The organism is Bacillus paralicheniformis (assembly GCF_001042485.2).
Classification (GTDB): Bacteria; Bacillota; Bacilli; order Bacillales; family Bacillaceae; genus Bacillus; species Bacillus paralicheniformis.
This window is the reverse complement of sequence record NZ_LBMN02000022.1, coordinates 1-16,834: the sequence shown is the minus strand read 5'-3', so window position 1 is coordinate 16,834 and position 16,834 is coordinate 1. Positions and strand designations below refer to the sequence as shown.

Genomic DNA, 16,834 nt, shown 5'->3' with positions numbered 1-16,834 from the left:
TCGACTCACTCCTTCGGTTTAATAATCTTCTCGCGAATCAGATACGTAAGCGCCACCGCACAAGCATCGCTATGATCGTCTGTTGCGAATTTGTGGTCGGCCGACAAACCGAGCCATTCCCGAACGCTCTCGGCAACTTGCGGCTTCTTTGCGTTTCCGTTTCCGGTGACTGTTTTCTTAACGTTAGCCGGCGTAACATGTACGTCGACTTCGTATCCGTATCGGTGAAGCGCCCGTTCGACGGACGACCATGTTCCGTGAATCTTATTGTTCTGCGCATAGTTTCGGCTCGGCGGCCATATCTCCCGAACGATTACGTCGAACGGTTGATTATCGCGAACAAATAGTAGCGTAAATGCTTCGATCTCCTCATACCGCAATGGCTGATCGGTTGATGCGGACGTTTTAAAGTGAGCGGATTTTATTAGGCGAGCTTTTCCGCCCTTTGCTTCGATGATTGCGAATCCTGGCGATGTTAACGAAAGGTCAAGGCCGAGGATTCGGATAGGCTTGGCGCTACTCATCAGCCCGCACTCTTTCGATAAATTCGAGCGCCTCAACGTACTGCCGTTTCGTAGATTCGTATACGTTCGATCTCCGTACCTGCGACACTTTTGCGCGAAGCTCCGCCAGTTCTTCGTCCGTCAGCGACTTCGCAATAGCCGTCTTGTATCCGTTAAACGTCCATCCGTTCAGATCCAACGGTAAAGGCGTTCCCTTCTCGACAGACTTGCGAATCTCTACGAATCTATCGAATAGCTGCTCGACCTCTTCCTCCGTAATTTCGATGCCGAACGCCCGCATGTCCGGCGACTTTTCGAATTCCCCTTCCGGATACACCCACGACTTCTTAGACGCGTTTACGTAAAGGATAACGTATAGGTCGACGCCATACATCGGACCGTAGGCGACGCATTGCTTGACGTGCTTTTCTTCCGGCTGCCGCATCGAATGGAGGGACGTCTTTGCGGCGGTCGTCTGCTTCGATTTAATTTCGAGACCGACGCGCAACACCTCGCCGTCTTCCGTTACGTAGCGCATGATGCCGTCGCACGTTCCGTAAAGGTTGAACGAGTATCCGCGATGTGTGACCGGATGATTCCTTTTCGCGAAATCCTCGAACATCGGCGTGCCGTCTTCGTTCTTTTCGAAGCTGAACGGACAGGGGCGGCCGGTCTTCTTCTCGAAATGTTTTTCCATGAAGAGAATGTCGCGCTGGATTACGTCGCCGATCGCTGTACCGATTCTAGTCCATCGTCCTTGATACGGAGGCTTTTTCGTTTCGTCTCTCGGAGATCCGATCGCTTTATGGTAAAGCTCGCGCGGGCAAGCGTTAGCAGATGACGGTGAGAAATACGGCTTCTTCGGAAATACTTTCGGAGCATTGGCGTACCATTTATGGATCTGCGCGTCCAGGGCGTTATCCCACGTCTCCGGCAGCGAGTGCCATTCGTTTAGATATTCGACCAACTCATCCGCAATCTGCTGCGCGTATGTGGTCGGTTCTTTTAATTGTGCCCGCAGTGAATTTGCGGCTGATCTTCCGTTTGAATTCGTCAATTAATCGTCTCCCTTCGTTTTGAACCATTCATCCACCGAGAAACCGTTTCCCCATCTGCGGCAAATCTCGATATCCGTCTTATTCGGAATATTGCCGAAAACGTACGTATTTAGCATGACATCCTCGAAGTCTTTCACGTCTTCTCGCGTGATAGTGTCCGGCACTAAAAGCAGCGCTTCGTCATGCACCACGCACCATATCCGCCATTCTCCGCGACCTTCAGCCGTCTTCCTATCGCACAACTCTTGCAACGCAATCATCGTCGCTTTGGTCTGGATCGCTGCCGATCCTTGAACTCTTGCGTTAGTTGACTGCGTATAAACAGCCGAGTAATGGCCTTTCGCGTTCCGGTCCTTCGCGTCAGGCAAGCGTCTCTTACGTTGGCCGCGATCCATCCAAACATATCCGTGCTTCTTAACAAAAGCTTGATTCGTTTCGACCCACTTTTTGACGACCGGAAACCTTTCAAAGAAGTTGTCGAGGAACTTCTGCGCCTCTTTCTTCGATATTCCGATAGCGTCCTTGAGCATGTTCGCGCCACCTCCGTAAGCAACCGCAAGCATGATAACCTTCGCCTGTTTCCGGTACACTGATCCGTCGCCGCATTCTTCGATCGGCTTATTGAAAACCTCCGCAGCGATTGACGCATATAGATCGTTGCCCTGTAAGTAGTTATCGACTAGCTTCGGATCTTGCGAGAAGTACGCCAGACATCGGTATTCTTGCTGGCTCCAGTCTCCGCCTAATATCGCGTATCCTTTAGGAGCTACGAACATTTTCCGGGCTTCCTTCGGTTGATTCTGTAGGTTGACGCCTGTTCCACCGGATGAGAATCGGCCAGTCTTTGCGCCGTTCTGATTGAAATTCGTATAGAGTTTGCCGGTCCTCTTGTCGATTAATTCCGGCAAAGCGTTGATGTACGTTGAATACAGTTTGAATTTCTCTTTATACTCAAGCAACTTCTTAATGATCGGATGTTTGCTCGCGAGTGGCTTCAGGACTTTCTTTGCGTCGGTTGATGCGAGCTTCTCTCCGGTCGCTTTTTCTAGCGCAGGCTTTAACTGCGCCGGGGAGTTAATGTTGATGTCGCCCAACTCGTCGATAATCTCCGCATACAAACGATCGATTTCCGCTTTGATCTCTTTACCGTATTCCTCCGCGAAATCTAGGTCGATGTCGAACCCGGTTGACTCGAGCTTCTGTACGACGGTGATTAATGGAACTTCTACCGTCTCATAGTAGCGAAGGATATCCGGAAACTTCTTCAGGTGTTCGCGTTGGAAATCGCGGAGCTTCCTCGTCACATCACCGTCTTTTGCCGCATAAGCAAGCGCAATTCTTAGATCACTCACTTCATCGAATCCGATCTTTCCGAATAAGTCTTCGTATGTGTCCGATTTAATCCGTAGATATTTCGTGACGAGGTTCTTCAGCGCAAAGGACGGCTCGTTTTCGTTAAGCAGCCTCATCGCTTCCTGTGTGTCCCACGTAAGGCCGCGCAATGTAATTCCTTCGCGATCCAGCATGTGAATATCGAACTTTGCGTTATGAGCGAGCTTTCCGATCGACTCATCTTCATAAAATGGCCGCAGTTTTTCGACTACATAGCCGTTATCCAATTGCGGATGACTCGTCTTATGTTTCGTTGGGATATACGCGTGGATGTCCGCTTTAATAGCCGTCAGCACATGGCCGACAATGTAGTCGTTCCATACGTCTGTGCCCGTCGTCTCAACGTCGAATACGATCTCTTCTTCGTCAGCAAGCAACGCGAGGAATTCGTCGAGCCGGGCATCGTCCGTAATCAGCCAGTAGTTTGCCGGTGTATTCTCGACCATCTTCCGCAAAGTTTCTTCGCGCTGGGATTCTTGCAGCGTCTTCCATAATCGCAGGGCCTCCGCCTTGCTGAACGCCTTCGGGTTTCCGGCCTTGTTCACGCAGTCAGACGGATTCCTGGCGAGCTTGCCCGCGTCCATTGCCGCTTTGACTTCGTTTAAGCGTTGGCGGTCAGTCTCCGATAGCTTGCTTGCGAAAATCCGGCGCCAGCTTTCCTCGATTGGTTCGGCCGTTTTCGCCTTCTGCTTCCGCTTGGCTGTTTCGGCAACTTTTTCGTTTTTAACTTCGTCACTTTTCGGCGTCAAAGCGCTGAGATTTAACCGTAGATTGCCGAGTTCCATTCGCATCCTCCTTCCGCTTATGACGTTATAAATCTTCGCGGCTTACATATTTCCGTCTGTATTCCGCCTCGTTATCCGCATACCAATCCGACCAGCAAGCGTTGTCGCAAAAGTACCGGTCGAAGAGCGAATCGTATGTTGCGGATCGCCCTTCGTTCAATACCCGGTTACATGCGGCGCAGATGGCGGCAGGCTTAGCGTTCAATTACTCGTCGCCCTTTCGATCGAACCGCGCTTCGACTGGCGCTATTAGTTCGATGCTTGACTGATTTTCTGTGCAATTTCCATGCTTCTGAGTAGCGACTTTTACGCTACCATCCTCGGCGACATCTACAACTTCGCAAATTTCCCCATCATATAAATACTGAACCATATCACCGGCCTTATACTCGCCCACCTCGCGTCCGATTGCGGCCCATTTCTTACGCTCGGCGGCTGCGCGTTTTGCTTCGGCAACTTCTTCGTCAGTGGCGCGGACGAGTTCATCTTCGTAAAAAATTCCGGCTTCGTTTCCGTTTAATTTTTCGCAATGGAAAGGTGCGAAATCTTTGTCGTCTCTTTTTACTAGTACGATTTCATCAATTTCCGCATAATGACCGCTTTCGTTCCCGACCACCTTCACATAATCACCGACTTTCAGGCGTTCAGGCTTCGGCTCGGCGGCGCTAACTTTACGGTAGACTTCGAAATCATCGGCACAGTAAGTGTCAAAACCGTCACCGTCGTCATCCCGGATTTGAGGATCTCCGCAACCATCTACGCGATAGATTTCGTAATACTTACCTGCGGTTAGAAATTCGTTTGGAGCTTCGTCAAACTTAACGAAATCGCCCGCCTTCGCCTCGCTCTTGTCAATCCGTACGTATTCCGTCTTGGCTTCGCCTTTTAGCGCAGCAACGTCGGATTTTAGGGATTCGATATCCTTTTCGTTTGTGCTGACGCGATCTTCTAATGACGGTTGAGATACGGAGACTTTGCGGAACACAGAACCCGCAATAAGCGCACTACCGTGCGAATCCTCTACTTCATCATAGATGGTCATCCCGTACCCACTCTTATTAACGATCTTATAAAACGCGTTTACTTCCAGATCCGAGTGATCGTAAGCGTTCAACAATAGATCTCCGTCTCTACCGAAAATACTCGGAGTTCCTTCCACGCGCTCATATTCCGCTCCATTATACGCAACCTTCTTAACTTCACCGTTCACCATATCGAGAGTCTTCACGCCGTGTAATTTCGCCATCATACCGCCTCCGCTTCGTTATTTTCCGCAAAATCTTCCCGCATGAAATTCAGATCCATTTCGACCCATCTCTTGCCTTCCCGTTCTGACGGTCCCCAATAGTCCGTAATGCCGCGATTATCGATCATCCAGACGCGAGGGAATTCCCCCTCACCGATCAGCACACCGATGAAGAAGTCGACGTCTTCAGGCGTATAAGGCTGGCCGTCTCCTTTGCGCCCACTTACCGTCAAGAAACCGCGATCTTCTCTACGGTCCCGGATCGTCTTAACCTGGAACGTTTTCCATTCGCCAGTGCCCGGATCTCTTGCGCTGATATCGAAGGATTCCTCTGTCTCCGATTTTGATACCGCCTGCCACCCGCTGGCTAATAAAGCCGCACGGGCGATCAGTTCGGAATACTTGCCGATAGTTTCCTTGAGATGCGCCATTCAATCGTCCTCCTTCGTTTTATTAAAACGGCAGATCATCGTCACTGATTTCGTTAGATTTTTCGTTATTAGATTCCGCACCAAGCGACAGACCGATCAAGCTAATATCGAATCCTGCTGCGACTAGGTTCTCGATCTGCGTCTTCTCGTCAGCTTCGAATAGCAGGCCGTCGAACAGTTTTGCGTTGAATTCCTTACCGTCGAATTTAGCGAAGTTTGCGCGTTCCTGTTCGGTGAGATCTTCTTCGAAATCGATCAACGGAGTAAGGGAAACTTTCGTGTCTTTCGCTTGACCTGTCGAGTTCGTTTTCGTTAATTCAAACGCAAGCTTTCCGAGTTTCTTTTCGTATTTCTTGATGGTTTCGTAAACGTCGAGCGCCTGGTTACGCGTCAAGTCAACGATGATCTCTTTGCCAGTCGTCAAATCAACGAATCCCATTGCGAACCTTTCTTTGCCACGATACTTACCGGCTTCAGCACTTTGCGCCTTCTCTTCTTTTTCATCTCCGGCCTCTTTCGCTTTGAATTGAAGGTCGCGATGATACTTTTCGGCAAGATCCCACGGAGTATGATCGCTTACTACGAAACCCTTTTCGTTCCGGGTAGATGGATTCTTCGCAACAAACGTATTTACCTTTTTGTAGATACCGTATCCAAAATACTGCATCAAGTCCTCCGTACCTAATACACGGACCTTATACGAAGAGCCCACGCTGAACTTAGCGAAATCGACCGTGTTTAGATTGCCGCCTTCACCTCCGCCGGCCTGTAATGCTGATAGCGCCGCCGCGCCTTTTTGAAATTGACTCATTCGATTTCCCCCTACGTTTTAATTTTGAGGCTTTTCGCCCTCGCAAAATGCCGGTATCTGCGTCCGAAACGCCGCCAGCGCTAAGCAGTAGCGACGCGACTCCGTTACTTAACGGACACCCCGACATTCTCCGAGCGCTGGGCCGCACAATCGCCGCCCTTACTCGCCTTCTTCGCGATTAACTTCGTAAATAAGTCGGCCAATTACAAGCGCGGCAATCACCGCAAATATTTCGAACAACCATGCGTTAGACATAGGCGGCAACTCCTCTCGCTGTACGCGTCAGTTCGCGTCTTATTTCGTGCGATTCCGCCGGCAATTCGTCCATACGCATACGAACCGCATTAATTCGGGCCTGTAGCGCCAATTTAGTCGGCAATGACCGGGTGCGCGAAAGGCGGCCTTCTAAATGTACGATTTCTTCTTCGAGTTCATCGCGAAACTTATCGATCATAGCCACCTCTTCCGTAATTTGCTGCGACATTTTCGCAATTTCTTCCGTTATGAAATTCGTCACTTTACGCCGAATACGATTGATGCAGCCTTTATTCGGTGGGATCACGGTCTTAACAACGTCTGCATCTACCGCAAGCATGAACGTTGCTCCACGATGGGAATACATCCGAGCATCTTCTCCGTTGTTGTCCGGACCGATGCCGCAGTAAATCGCATTAGATAACATCTGCGACGCCCATGCTTCCGGCGTTTGGTTGCCGATCTTAAAGCGCTTGGTAATTCGTTTCTTTGCGTGGTGGGATAGCGTTACTTTCATCCGACGCGCACCACCTGGATCGAAAGTGGACGGTAGTAGTCCGCCGGATCTTCGTCGACCGGCCATGCGCCTTGATATAAAATTTCGGTAAGTTTGCGCTGATCTAGCGCAGGATACGTATTGAAATCGGAAATTTTGGGGATATTCATAGTATGTTCGCCTCCATGTTAATTAGGTATAACGCTCTAGATCGGAAGGTGTGTTCGCATACTGTTCGCTTGTCTTTTGCCAACAGATTGTATATGATGAGGATGTAACAACGCCTTCTGGGCTAGTTACGTTTTATAGAGAATTTACGCTGCTAATTGGGACTGACAGCGTGATCGGAATCGTTGGATGAATCTACAATGTGATCGAGCATTTCCTCCAAAACGTTGCGCTAACAACGTGGAAATGTCGGTGTCATTTGTACATCCGCGAATCCATGCTTCTAGAATAACTCTTTTTCGTGGGTCGCCTTGCGCTAACAGGGCGACCTTCTCTTTTAGTAAAACCTCTCCTACGACGTTCGTCGAAACGTCTTCAGGTTCCCAAACGGTTCCTTCTTCGTTAATATATTCAATAGCAACATCGTTTCTCAACTTATGCTTTTTTAAGAAGTGGTTTCTCTCTTGTTTAATGATATATTGTATCAGAGCCCTTTTATCTCGCCCATTGCCACTGAATATTTCTATCGCCTTACCTATTTTTTCGTAACATCGTTGCTCGAATGCGGTCATATCTTTAATGAGGTGTGCGATCCTTCTCGACTCCCACTCAACATACGGAATTGCACCGTTTTCAACTGCTCGTCGCATCCTATTAAATTTTTTTGTATTCACTGAGATTTCTCCTCCCTTTATGCTTACACTTTATAACCCCATCGCACTAATAGAATTTGCGACATCATCGTCTTAATTTTTTTTCTTATCTTTATATTTTCAGCTAAATATTCAGCTTTTTATTGACAATTTCTATCCTATAGGTTAGAATGAACCCATAGCTAAATAAACCTACAGTTATAGCCTTGTACGTTGGGGAACGTGGTCTATGGCTTTTAATTTGTAGTGCCTCAAAAGCTAAATAAGCAGCTTATGAACACAGTTTACTATCTTATAGGTAAGATGTCAACAACAAAATCAAACTTTTTGGTAAGATGTGTTCTGGCATTAAAAAAGGTGAGTGTGATGACTTTATTTGACAGAGTTAAAAAACTGGCGGATAGTCGTGGGATATCAATAGCAGAATTAGAAAGAAAATTAAAACTTAGTCCAAACGTTCTTTATAAGTTGAAGACTCAAAAGCCATCAACAGACAGAGTTGAAGCTTTAGCCGATTTCTTCGATGTTTCCGTTGATTACCTCCTCGGCAGAAAAGAAAAGGAAAACTTTGAACCTGAGCTAACTGCTAAAGATGAAAGAGATATACAGAAAGAGCTACAAAAAATTATAGAAGGGCTAGAAGGCAAGAATGGTTATGCCGCATTTGACGGACAAACTCTTGACGATATGGATGAAGAAGATAGAGAACTGTTAATTGCAAGCTTGGAAAACTCCCTACGTCTTGCCAAAAGAATTTCAAAACAAAAATTCACTCCTAAAAAATATCGTAAGTAGGTGCCTTTTTGTGGAGTCAATTACTGAAAAGATCAAATCAATAACAAAAAAAATTGAAACAAATAATCCATTTAAAATTGCAAAAGCATTAGGAATTGAAGTGGTGTATGAAGATTTAGGAAAAGCCCTGGGGTATTACAGCAGGCATTTCAGAGTTAAGGTCATTCATATTAATCAGAATGCGAATGAACATAACAAGGAGTTTGTTTGTGCTCATGAATTAGGACATGCAATCTTTCATCCAGATGCAAATACTCCTTTTTTTAAGAAACAGACATTATTCTCTACAGATCGAATTGAATTAGAAGCGAATTTTTTCGCAATTAATTTGTTGTTCTCATCCATTAATAGTTGCGTCACCGTAAAGGAAGCAATTGAACAATACGGAATCCCTGAGAAGTTAATTTTATCTTACCTAATCGAAAAAAAAAATTTAATTAAAAATCGAACATACATTCTTTTTAAGGAGGTATGGACGACCTGTACGAGTGGATCGTCGAAGAATAACCGGTAGTCGGTCGTTGACGGGATTAAGTGTCGCCCGTCAACGCAAGACTTGGCTGTTTAGGTAACTTCAGACGCCAGCTCTTAACGTCCTCCGCACGTTCACACACCGCCTTCAATTCCGCTCTCCCCTTCGCAGTCAATAGTTCATTCGCATCCTTTCCCTCCGTAATGTATCCGTGTGCCAGTCCGACTTTCCCGTATAAATAACGCTCGACCTCCGCACGCAACTTCTCGCCGGCCTTATCGTTATCCGTCACGATGGTTACGTGTTCGATCGGAGACTGAACGATAATGTCCGCCTTCCGTTGGTTGAACGAAGATCCTCCGGTTCCGATCGCCGGCACTCCCGCCGTCATCCACGATTGCGCATCGATCTCCGCCTCGCATAAGACAACGCGTGTCAGCCGCCTGTCATATACGACATTCATTCCGTAAACAAGGTCCCGTATCGGCCATCCGCCTTTGACGTACCAGAACGCCTTACCCCGGGTTGACCGATACTTTACGTTGGCGAGCCGTCCGTTCGGCAGCCGCCAGGGCAACGCAACCGCACCGCCAACCATTCCTACACCCATTAGACGCTGGACCGCCGGCATGATGCCGCGCTTGTTTAAATAATCGTTAGGCCCCGCAACCACGCCGCCGAGAATCGATTCGCTTAATGGTTCGCGATTCTTTGCGACTTTCAGCTTCGGGAGCCTAAGCGTTAATTTACCGTCATCCGATTCCGGCGCGTACGCATCGATCAAGTATTCGATCGTCTCCTCTTCTGTTTCTTCGCGCAAGAACGCCAGCAACTTAACGAAGCCACCCCGTGCATACTCTGCGTCATAATAGCCGCTATCGCCCCAATAGCCGGCCTTTGCGGATGTCGTATCGTCAAGATATACGTAAAAACTCGGCGTCCGGTCATATCGGAAAGGACTTGCGGCCAGGAGTCGCTCATCCGTCCAAGTCGGCCGCGTCCATTCGAATTGTTCGAGTTCATATCGGATGTCGACGTCGACCTGACGGCCATTTAACGTTAAAATCGGCACTTTCGTATCACTCCTTTCGTCCTAATTAGGCCGGATTGTTCTATATATTACGCCCTGATTTCGAAAAATTCCATCGTATTTTGTCGAAAGTATTCAGAATTCCCCGCGGTAAATGTTTACAATATCAACCGCTATTTTCCACCGTCTTAGAAATCGAATTGATCCGCAGCATCTTCGCCTTTCGGAAATTCTCGCAAAACACCGTAGTCGAATAGCGCAACTAGCTCGAGCATGAAATCTTCGCCACCATTCCGGCCTTTCTCGATCCCGATTCCGGCTATTCCCTCTTTCGATACCGAATCAAAGCCGATCAAATTCGTCGCGATATCTAACAGGCGAGAGGTGGTTTTTACCTTTTCGCGAGTAGGAATTCGTAGCTCCCTCACGCCGTCTTCGCTAACCTCTTTTTTATCTACGGTCGCCTGAACGGTGTAAAATCCAACTACGTCATAATCACCCACTATATTTTCGAAACGTGTTGCAGCGTACTCGGCTGCGCCCCCTGCTGTTTTATTTACGTTCTTTCCGTAAACATCTGAAAGTCCATAGAATGGATCAAGAAAAACGGCGTCAATTTTTCCTGTACTCAGCTCCCGTTCAAGATCCGCTAATGACCGCGTCAACTCTCTTCCGCTTTTCCCTTGGAAATAAAGTGTTCCAGGGTAGTACGAATCGAGTAACTCCAAGACTTCGAAGAACTTTTCCCGAACAACATCATCCAGTTTTCCCGATAAAATAGCTTTGTTTGGTATGCCTACCTTCCGTCCGAGCTCGTCAATCAATACCTCGTCAACCGCTGTCGCAATTGAAATAAGACGGGAAATAAACGTGTATTCTTTAACTTCGAATGATTTAACGAGACAGTTTGCACCTTGGCGCAGTAATGAATCGAGAATTCGACAGACTAGGTATGTTTTACCGCGCCCTGACTCGCCCATGATTCCATAAATATCGCCTGTAAACCACCCCGATATCTCATTATCAAGAGTAGGAAAAGGCGTCTTATAAATCCGGAATGACTTGCCTTCTTCGCGCTTTTTATACTCGTCTCTAAACGATTCTTTAATTTCACTCAACGTCCGACCGATAGAACTACGAACGTTTGTTCTTATTTTAAGACTTTCGACTTTTTCCGTCAACCACGAAAATAATTCTTCCGGATTATCTTGCGCTTGGCTAAACCGTTCCGGAAGCTCCTTTTCCGCAATATCGACGAACTCTCGCAACGCAGCCTGTTTCCGTAGTTTTTCCGCAAGGTAATCGTAATTGGCCTCGATACCAAAATTCGGCTCGAAATCCGGCACCTCGTGCGTTACCATCTCGGCCGTCGGCGCCTGGCCTCCGTGTTTCTCCGCATATTCCGTGATGTATCGGAGTGCTTTGCGTTCGCCTTCCGTTGGTAAGTCCTCGGCGGTAATATTAAAGCGCAGCAGCGCGTTCGGATCGTTCTGCTCGATCACTTTCGATAGCAGTAAAACACCGTAGTTCATCCGCGATCCCTCCTCTTATTACGCTATATGTTCGATTTCCTTCATCCTCAATGCGTTGACCGCTCGTGCTCCTCCGTACTCTTCCAGCTTCCTATCGATGAAAGAAACGCCCTTCGCAGTAACATATGTCTGTACAAAGTTAACTCCGTAATACCTAGACGGTGATTGTTTAACTTTAAAATAGCCTTCGTTGATGTAGCGCTGATAAGGAACCGGCGAGCCTTCTTTCCGAACAAATACACCGATTGTCCGTAAGAATGTCGTTAATTTGTTTCGGCCAATTCCAATCGATTTGGCTACTTGCTCTAACGTCTGCACATTTGTCGCGGAAATAAAACGATCATGTTCCTCCGCTTTCGGTTTCATTTCGGAAATTACTTCGTTTTGCTTGCGTACAGTCTCTAAAGTTGCGCTAAATAAAAGTTTTGTTTGGTCGTCTGCAAACGGTAGATACGTTTGAATAAATAGATCGTCATTCGCTACATAGCCGCCCGTTTTTCTGATTGTCGGAATGACTTCGTGAGTGATCCATCTTTTGAATTGTTTGGCCTCTGGTTTGCGGCTTCTTAAAATCAGAGAATAAAGACCCGGTTCGTTGATAATGAATGTTTCTTGATTTCGCCCTAATGAATCAGTGACCGGAATACTATTCCGCTCATCTTCATCAAGTAAATTCACTGATTTTCGAGCGTCTGTAATCCCTAAAACATCGCAGACATCTTTTGCAACAAACCAAGGTTCACCGTCCTTAACGACTGTCCTCACCTGTTGATCTTGATAATTGAATACTTTTTTCAATTCATTCATAATGATTCCTCCTCTTTTTCTTCTCGATATAAACGACTCTAGCGCCCCTCTTCAGTTGCTCTGCGATTTCTATACGTATACGGAAGTTATCGGCTGCCTCACCGAACATACCCGAAATGTAATCCGCAGCGACACCGATGTAATAAAACGCCCAATCTAGCGCAGCAAACGTCCACTTTAACGGATAGAGTAGGCGGTACATCATCGCTCGACCTCCCGCTTTAATTTCGCCTTCGCCTCGTCCTGCTTCGCCTTGTATTCCTCGTCGCCGTACATCGCTTCCAAACGCTTGTAATCGTTGTATTCATCGAGCAGCTCATCGATTTTCTTCGTCTTTTCTTTCGCCATATCATCCCACGCCTTTTTTATTCCTTCGCTAAGCTTAGTCACGGTATCGGCATACGGAAATTCCGGAAGAAATTCCGCAAAGTGAAACGCCGTTCCCTCTGGCTTCGGATAGTTTTCGTAATCAACTCCGTCAAGATATTCGTCAACAAACTGACTCCGGCAGACTAGACGGATATCGTTCGCATCAGCGAGAATCCATTCGCCGTGTATTGCGTCTGTCAGATCGAACTCAACGTAAGTAGAGACGCCGGTATCACCCGTTTCCTCAATGTCCCGACGCGCATCCACGAAGAAAATGCGGTCAGGGTAGCCGTCTACTGCGACTAGGTCTCCGAAAGCGATGTCCGTTTTCATCTCCGCAGCCCCCTTTTCGATTCGCCTTCGAATTCATGCATTATACATAAGTCGCGAATTCTATCGTAAATACGGTGCTCGCCGAACACGCTCGGCAAACGTTCAATCGAAATGTTGCTCGTATAAATTGTCGGAAGTTGATTCGTCACTCTCGCGTTAATTATGCCGTGTAAATCACCGCGAAATCCGTCCGTAACGTTCCGTACACCAATGTCGTCCAGAACCGCAAAGGGCGCCGTCTTAGCCGCTTCTAGCGCGCGATAGTAACGGGTGGCCGCGTGCTCTGCGACCGAGTCCGGAACACGCGGCCGATTGAATTCGTTATAATCGTCTTGCCATTCGTTCACATCGAGGAAATAGGCCGGGCGCAGTGACGGCGTTAAACCTCTCCGCAAAGATCCGCTGTAATGGACGCGCAGCCATTCGTTAAGGAGCGCCGCCGCTGTCGTCGTCTTGCCGGTGCCGGAGTTCTCGCTGAAGAGATACAACGACTTGATACGGTCAGCCGGTTCGATATAGCCTTCCGTCTGCTCAAACTGACGCTCGAACGTCTTGACGTAGTTTTCAACCGATTTATATATCGCTGGCTGATCCGCTCTTGCTGGCGAATTGGCGAGCGTTGTCAGACGATATTCTCGCGGTAATCCTGCCGCCGCAGACCGGCCGCCGTTGCCCGATGCGCCATGTAGTGCGATGAAGTGCGGGCATTGGCGAGTACAGGCGGACGTGCCGGCCGCTTTGCATCCGTTAGCCAGGACGCAGTTTCTTTCGTTAGTCAATGGCGCTCACTCCTTTCGTTATTTCTTACGTTCAACATCGCCTGTTACGTGATTACCTCGCAGACTAAATGTTTTAAGAACGTAACCTCGTTTATCTAAATATTCGATACACGCCTGCATAATCTCGTGTTCATTCAGTTTCACATGTACTTCCATTAACCGTCCACCTCCGTCCGGCTGTCGTCGATGATTTTTAATGTACGTTTAGGTGCCCAAGTGTTGTCATGATCGTACACCCGGTCGTCTTCTATCTTAGACACGCGGTATTCATCGATCACTTCGCCATTATGAATTAGCTTCACAATGTCTCCTACACGAACTTCAGTTGGCTGCGGCGCGTTCAGATATTCGTCAGGCACTTCGAGTCCAAGTGCACGATGAAGAGCGATGGCTTCTCCGATATGGACGTTGAAGCAATCGTCCGGTGCGGCCTTGGCGATTCCTTTCGACTCTACTGTGCCCCTTCCTACCGATTTAAGGAGAGCGACAACGGTACGTTTCTTTTTATTAATAACGAACTCTACGTTACAGACAATGCTTCGGTATGAATATCGTAATTCTCCGAATGTCCGGTAATTAAGATTTGCGATATCCGCCCTCGCCTGCTCAACGATTTCATCACGTCGTTCTTGTGCGGTCTTTTCTTCGGATTTCTGTGATCTTTTAGTCATCGCCTCCAAATAACCGTCCGCTTTTCCTTGAACTCGACCTTCGTATCGCGCGCGCTGTCTCAATGCCGATAGAGCTTCCGTAATGAACTCCTGAATTTCCTCTGCGCTTTTAGATCGTAAATCCAATCCGCTTTTAATCATTTCGTCAGCCTCCTCGTTTTTAACTTCGTTATTTACGATGACTTCGTATTCTGAAGTCCAGAATACAAACCCTGCGTCAGTTACAATGTGTTCGTTATTATCGCTCGACGCACTTACGCATTTATGAACCTTGTGAATTTGTCCGTTGTTATACGTACCCAATTCATCATCAACAATCAGAATTCGCTCGCCAACTTTGGCCGGACGCTTTTCTGTGACGATAAGCTCGGCGTCTTCGACATTAACAAGACGGCCAACTCCCGGAACCCTAACGTCGTAGAACGAGACTGTCTCTCCAGTCAATTCGAACACCTCCCCGATCTTATCCGCATACCAACTCGACTCATATCTCGCCTTCAAAATCCGCACATACTTTTTCGTTTTAGTCATCTCGCAATCCCTCCGTTTAATAAAAGTCGTCGCCGATTTCCGCTTGCTGCTCCCGCCTTTGTTGCGCCGCTGCTTCGGCCCTGATTTCCGCCACTGCCCGCTGCAAATTTCGTCCCATCCACTTCTGCATAAATCCGAAGCTGACGCCCGGCCAATCTGCCGTCGGCCTATATTGCGCAAAGCATAGATCGATGAATCGCTTCGTTATTTCCGGCCCGTATTCGCCTGGCTTCCGCTTCGTTCCGACCCAACGACCGAGCATTCCCGCTTCGGCCTTCCAAGGTTCGCGAGTAGGCATCGGAACGTAAGGGACGCCGTACAGCCGCTCATGCTCCGCTTTTAAATACGCCTGGAAGTCGCGCGTATTCCATTTTGATACCGGTTTATCTGTCGTCGTCATCTTCGTCACCCATTTCGTTAAGAATCGCATAATAATCGTATTCTTGCGCATAGGCTTCGTAGAGATCGATTTTACGCCGCAAGTCCGATATTTCCTCCGCCATGTGATCCTTTTCCGCTAACAACGATTCAACAATTGGTCGGTCGGCAATCGGACACATTCTCGCTATATCCGACGCAAGCTCCGCAATGTGATCGAGTAAAGCCGGAATGTCTTGGCGAGCGTTTGCGATGAACTCTGCGTCTTCTTTCGTTACTGCCGCCGCAACGCCGTCCCAATGTGTTTTTACCCAATAGCGAAGATTTTCGTTTCCCGGCCACTCACAATCATCTGCGGCCCAATAGCTCTCCGTTGCCGCTTCCGTACGCTGACGGATCGCTTCGAGTTCGTCTTTCGTCATCACGCATTCACCCCTTCGATTTTGATTCCTAGTTTGTATAACGTTTCGCGAATGGCCGCTTTCCGTTCCTCTGCGCTAGGTGAACCTCCGTGAGATTCGTAGTACTCCCGCACCTTCTCCTCCGGCGTCTTTTCGACTTCATATCCGTTGATTAATGCGGCCGCTAGTGTAATGAGGTCGAGATCATTTAACGGACTAAATCGGTCCGTCCACTCACGCGTTACATGGTATTCCAGAACGTGCTCCTTCGACCATTCCTCTGCGTATAGACCAAGTAACGCATCCGCCTGCTCCTTCGTAATTACCGGCTTTTTAATTTCGCTCATCTATTCGTCCTCCTCTTCGTTTAGGTATAAACCGATCTCTTCGCATATCGGAAAATGATACATATCCCATTCGTAGAAAACGTCTTGTGATTTCGATAATAGTTCGTTTGCCTTCGCTAACTCCGCCTTCAGCCGCTCGTTTTCCGCAATCAACCCGGCAACGGCACAACGCAGGTCTGCGATTTCTTTAGTTTCCGGAAACAGATCGAACGTCGTCAACTCACGCTCCGATCCGTCTTCCTCCTGGATAAATACGCCGCCCTCTCCCGGAGCAACTTCCCGCACCTCAATGCCGAGTTCCTTTGCGACCTTGATAATGTGGTCTATATCGAATTTTGGAACGATCATTTTAACGCCTCCACTCATCGTCTTTTTTGATAACCGTCAGACCTTCCTCGCTTCGTTTGGTGTTTTCCTCCGCAATCTCGGCTAATTTCAAACGCTGTTTGTCGGTGAGCTCCGAGATTCGTCTCGTATCCTCCGCCACGTTTTCGCCTCCTCTCCGTCGTTTTAACGTCATCCCTTACGATTACCCTCGACCGTCAGCAAAGCCGCTAATTCCCCGCGAAATTCCCGTATAATTCGTGCGAG

At 48.0% G+C, this 16,834-nt stretch carries 24 protein-coding genes; 2 read left to right on the top strand and 22 right to left on the bottom strand.

Features of this window, described 5'->3' with window-relative positions:
- Positions 1-5: 5 nt before the first annotated feature.
- The 10 genes from ACH97_RS15165 to ACH97_RS15130 form a co-directional block, all read right to left on the bottom strand.
- The gene (locus ACH97_RS15165; RefSeq protein ID WP_023856075.1) at positions 6-524 is read right to left on the bottom strand and encodes a crossover junction endodeoxyribonuclease RuvC; all 519 of its coding nucleotides are present in this window, start codon (positions 522-524) and stop codon (positions 6-8) included.
- Positions 517-1,560, bottom strand: a complete 1,044-nt coding sequence (locus ACH97_RS15160; RefSeq protein WP_023856076.1) for a hypothetical protein — start codon at positions 1,558-1,560, stop codon at positions 517-519. The genes ACH97_RS15165 and ACH97_RS15160 overlap by 8 nt, the downstream gene beginning before the upstream one ends.
- Positions 1,561-3,738, bottom strand: coding sequence for a DNA polymerase (locus ACH97_RS15155; protein ID WP_048350022.1), 2,178 nt, complete (start codon positions 3,736-3,738; stop codon positions 1,561-1,563). It lies immediately after the preceding gene.
- A 25-nt stretch (positions 3,739-3,763) separates the two neighbouring features.
- Positions 3,764-3,943, bottom strand: a complete 180-nt coding sequence (locus ACH97_RS23490; RefSeq protein WP_155519894.1) for a hypothetical protein — start codon at positions 3,941-3,943, stop codon at positions 3,764-3,766.
- Positions 3,944-4,984, bottom strand: a complete 1,041-nt coding sequence (locus ACH97_RS15150; RefSeq protein ID WP_048350023.1) for a hypothetical protein — start codon at positions 4,982-4,984, stop codon at positions 3,944-3,946. It lies immediately after the preceding gene.
- Positions 4,984-5,415 carry a hypothetical protein gene (locus ACH97_RS15145; RefSeq protein WP_048350024.1) on the bottom strand — a complete coding sequence of 144 codons (432 nt, stop codon included), beginning with the start codon at positions 5,413-5,415 and terminating at the stop codon, positions 4,984-4,986. The genes ACH97_RS15150 and ACH97_RS15145 overlap by 1 nt, the downstream gene beginning before the upstream one ends.
- A 22-nt stretch (positions 5,416-5,437) precedes the next feature.
- The gene (locus ACH97_RS15140) at positions 5,438-6,226 is read right to left on the bottom strand and encodes a hypothetical protein (RefSeq protein WP_048350025.1); all 789 of its coding nucleotides are present in this window, start codon (positions 6,224-6,226) and stop codon (positions 5,438-5,440) included.
- Between the two features lie 247 nt (positions 6,227-6,473).
- Complete coding sequence (locus ACH97_RS15135; protein WP_048350026.1) at positions 6,474-6,998, bottom strand: hypothetical protein; 525 nt, start codon at positions 6,996-6,998, stop codon at positions 6,474-6,476.
- The gene (locus ACH97_RS23830) at positions 6,995-7,147 is read right to left on the bottom strand and encodes a hypothetical protein (protein ID WP_173636684.1); all 153 of its coding nucleotides are present in this window, start codon (positions 7,145-7,147) and stop codon (positions 6,995-6,997) included. The genes ACH97_RS15135 and ACH97_RS23830 overlap by 4 nt, the downstream gene beginning before the upstream one ends.
- Positions 7,148-7,291: 144 nt before the next feature.
- Positions 7,292-7,819: a hypothetical protein gene (locus ACH97_RS15130; protein WP_006636904.1), complete on the bottom strand. Its 528-nt coding sequence runs from the start codon at positions 7,817-7,819 to the stop codon at positions 7,292-7,294.
- A 345-nt stretch (positions 7,820-8,164) separates the two neighbouring features.
- Here ACH97_RS15130 and ACH97_RS15125 point away from each other — a divergent pair, with 345 nt between their 5' ends.
- Positions 8,165-8,593 (top strand): helix-turn-helix domain-containing protein, encoded by a 429-nt coding sequence (locus ACH97_RS15125; RefSeq protein WP_006636903.1) that lies wholly within the window; start codon positions 8,165-8,167, stop codon positions 8,591-8,593.
- Between the two features lie 10 nt (positions 8,594-8,603).
- Positions 8,604-9,107, top strand: a complete 504-nt coding sequence (locus tag ACH97_RS15120; protein ID WP_006636902.1) for an ImmA/IrrE family metallo-endopeptidase — start codon at positions 8,604-8,606, stop codon at positions 9,105-9,107.
- Between the two features lie 16 nt (positions 9,108-9,123).
- Here ACH97_RS15120 and ACH97_RS15115 read toward each other — a convergent pair whose 3' ends face one another.
- The 12 genes from ACH97_RS15115 to ACH97_RS23825 all read right to left on the bottom strand — a co-directional run bounded on the left by ACH97_RS15115 (position 9,124) and on the right by ACH97_RS23825 (position 16,730).
- The gene (locus tag ACH97_RS15115) at positions 9,124-10,137 is read right to left on the bottom strand and encodes a toprim domain-containing protein (protein WP_057957849.1); all 1,014 of its coding nucleotides are present in this window, start codon (positions 10,135-10,137) and stop codon (positions 9,124-9,126) included.
- A gap of 146 nt (positions 10,138-10,283) precedes the next feature.
- A complete protein-coding gene (locus tag ACH97_RS15110; protein ID WP_048350027.1) occupies positions 10,284-11,627 on the bottom strand; it encodes a DnaB-like helicase C-terminal domain-containing protein in 1,344 nt (447 codons plus the stop codon).
- Between the two features lie 18 nt (positions 11,628-11,645).
- Positions 11,646-12,434 carry a BRO family protein gene (locus ACH97_RS23035; protein WP_081043994.1) on the bottom strand — a complete coding sequence of 263 codons (789 nt, stop codon included), beginning with the start codon at positions 12,432-12,434 and terminating at the stop codon, positions 11,646-11,648.
- The gene (locus ACH97_RS15100; RefSeq protein WP_081043993.1) at positions 12,427-12,639 is read right to left on the bottom strand and encodes a hypothetical protein; all 213 of its coding nucleotides are present in this window, start codon (positions 12,637-12,639) and stop codon (positions 12,427-12,429) included. Before ACH97_RS15100 ends, ACH97_RS23035 begins: the two co-directional genes overlap by 8 nt.
- A complete protein-coding gene (locus ACH97_RS15095) occupies positions 12,636-13,136 on the bottom strand; it encodes a hypothetical protein (protein WP_048350028.1) in 501 nt (166 codons plus the stop codon). Before ACH97_RS15095 ends, ACH97_RS15100 begins: the two co-directional genes overlap by 4 nt.
- Entirely contained in the window at positions 13,133-13,915 is a 783-nt protein-coding gene (locus tag ACH97_RS15090; RefSeq protein WP_048350029.1) for a P-loop NTPase family protein, read from the bottom strand. The genes ACH97_RS15095 and ACH97_RS15090 overlap by 4 nt, the downstream gene beginning before the upstream one ends.
- 155 nt (positions 13,916-14,070) lie before the next feature.
- The gene (locus tag ACH97_RS15085) at positions 14,071-15,117 is read right to left on the bottom strand and encodes a FliH/SctL family protein (RefSeq protein WP_048350030.1); all 1,047 of its coding nucleotides are present in this window, start codon (positions 15,115-15,117) and stop codon (positions 14,071-14,073) included.
- Positions 15,118-15,133: 16 nt separating this feature from the next.
- Positions 15,134-15,517 carry a hypothetical protein gene (locus tag ACH97_RS15080; protein ID WP_048350031.1) on the bottom strand — a complete coding sequence of 128 codons (384 nt, stop codon included), beginning with the start codon at positions 15,515-15,517 and terminating at the stop codon, positions 15,134-15,136.
- The gene (locus ACH97_RS15075; RefSeq protein WP_048350032.1) at positions 15,501-15,917 is read right to left on the bottom strand and encodes a hypothetical protein; all 417 of its coding nucleotides are present in this window, start codon (positions 15,915-15,917) and stop codon (positions 15,501-15,503) included. The genes ACH97_RS15080 and ACH97_RS15075 overlap by 17 nt, the downstream gene beginning before the upstream one ends.
- Positions 15,917-16,243, bottom strand: a complete 327-nt coding sequence (locus tag ACH97_RS15070) for a hypothetical protein (protein WP_048350033.1) — start codon at positions 16,241-16,243, stop codon at positions 15,917-15,919. Before ACH97_RS15070 ends, ACH97_RS15075 begins: the two co-directional genes overlap by 1 nt.
- A complete protein-coding gene (locus ACH97_RS24065; RefSeq protein ID WP_241494256.1) occupies positions 16,244-16,591 on the bottom strand; it encodes a hypothetical protein in 348 nt (115 codons plus the stop codon).
- A gap of 1 nt (position 16,592) precedes the next feature.
- Positions 16,593-16,730, bottom strand: a complete 138-nt coding sequence (locus ACH97_RS23825) for a hypothetical protein (RefSeq protein WP_016885264.1) — start codon at positions 16,728-16,730, stop codon at positions 16,593-16,595.
- Between the last annotated feature and the right edge of the window lie 104 nt (positions 16,731-16,834).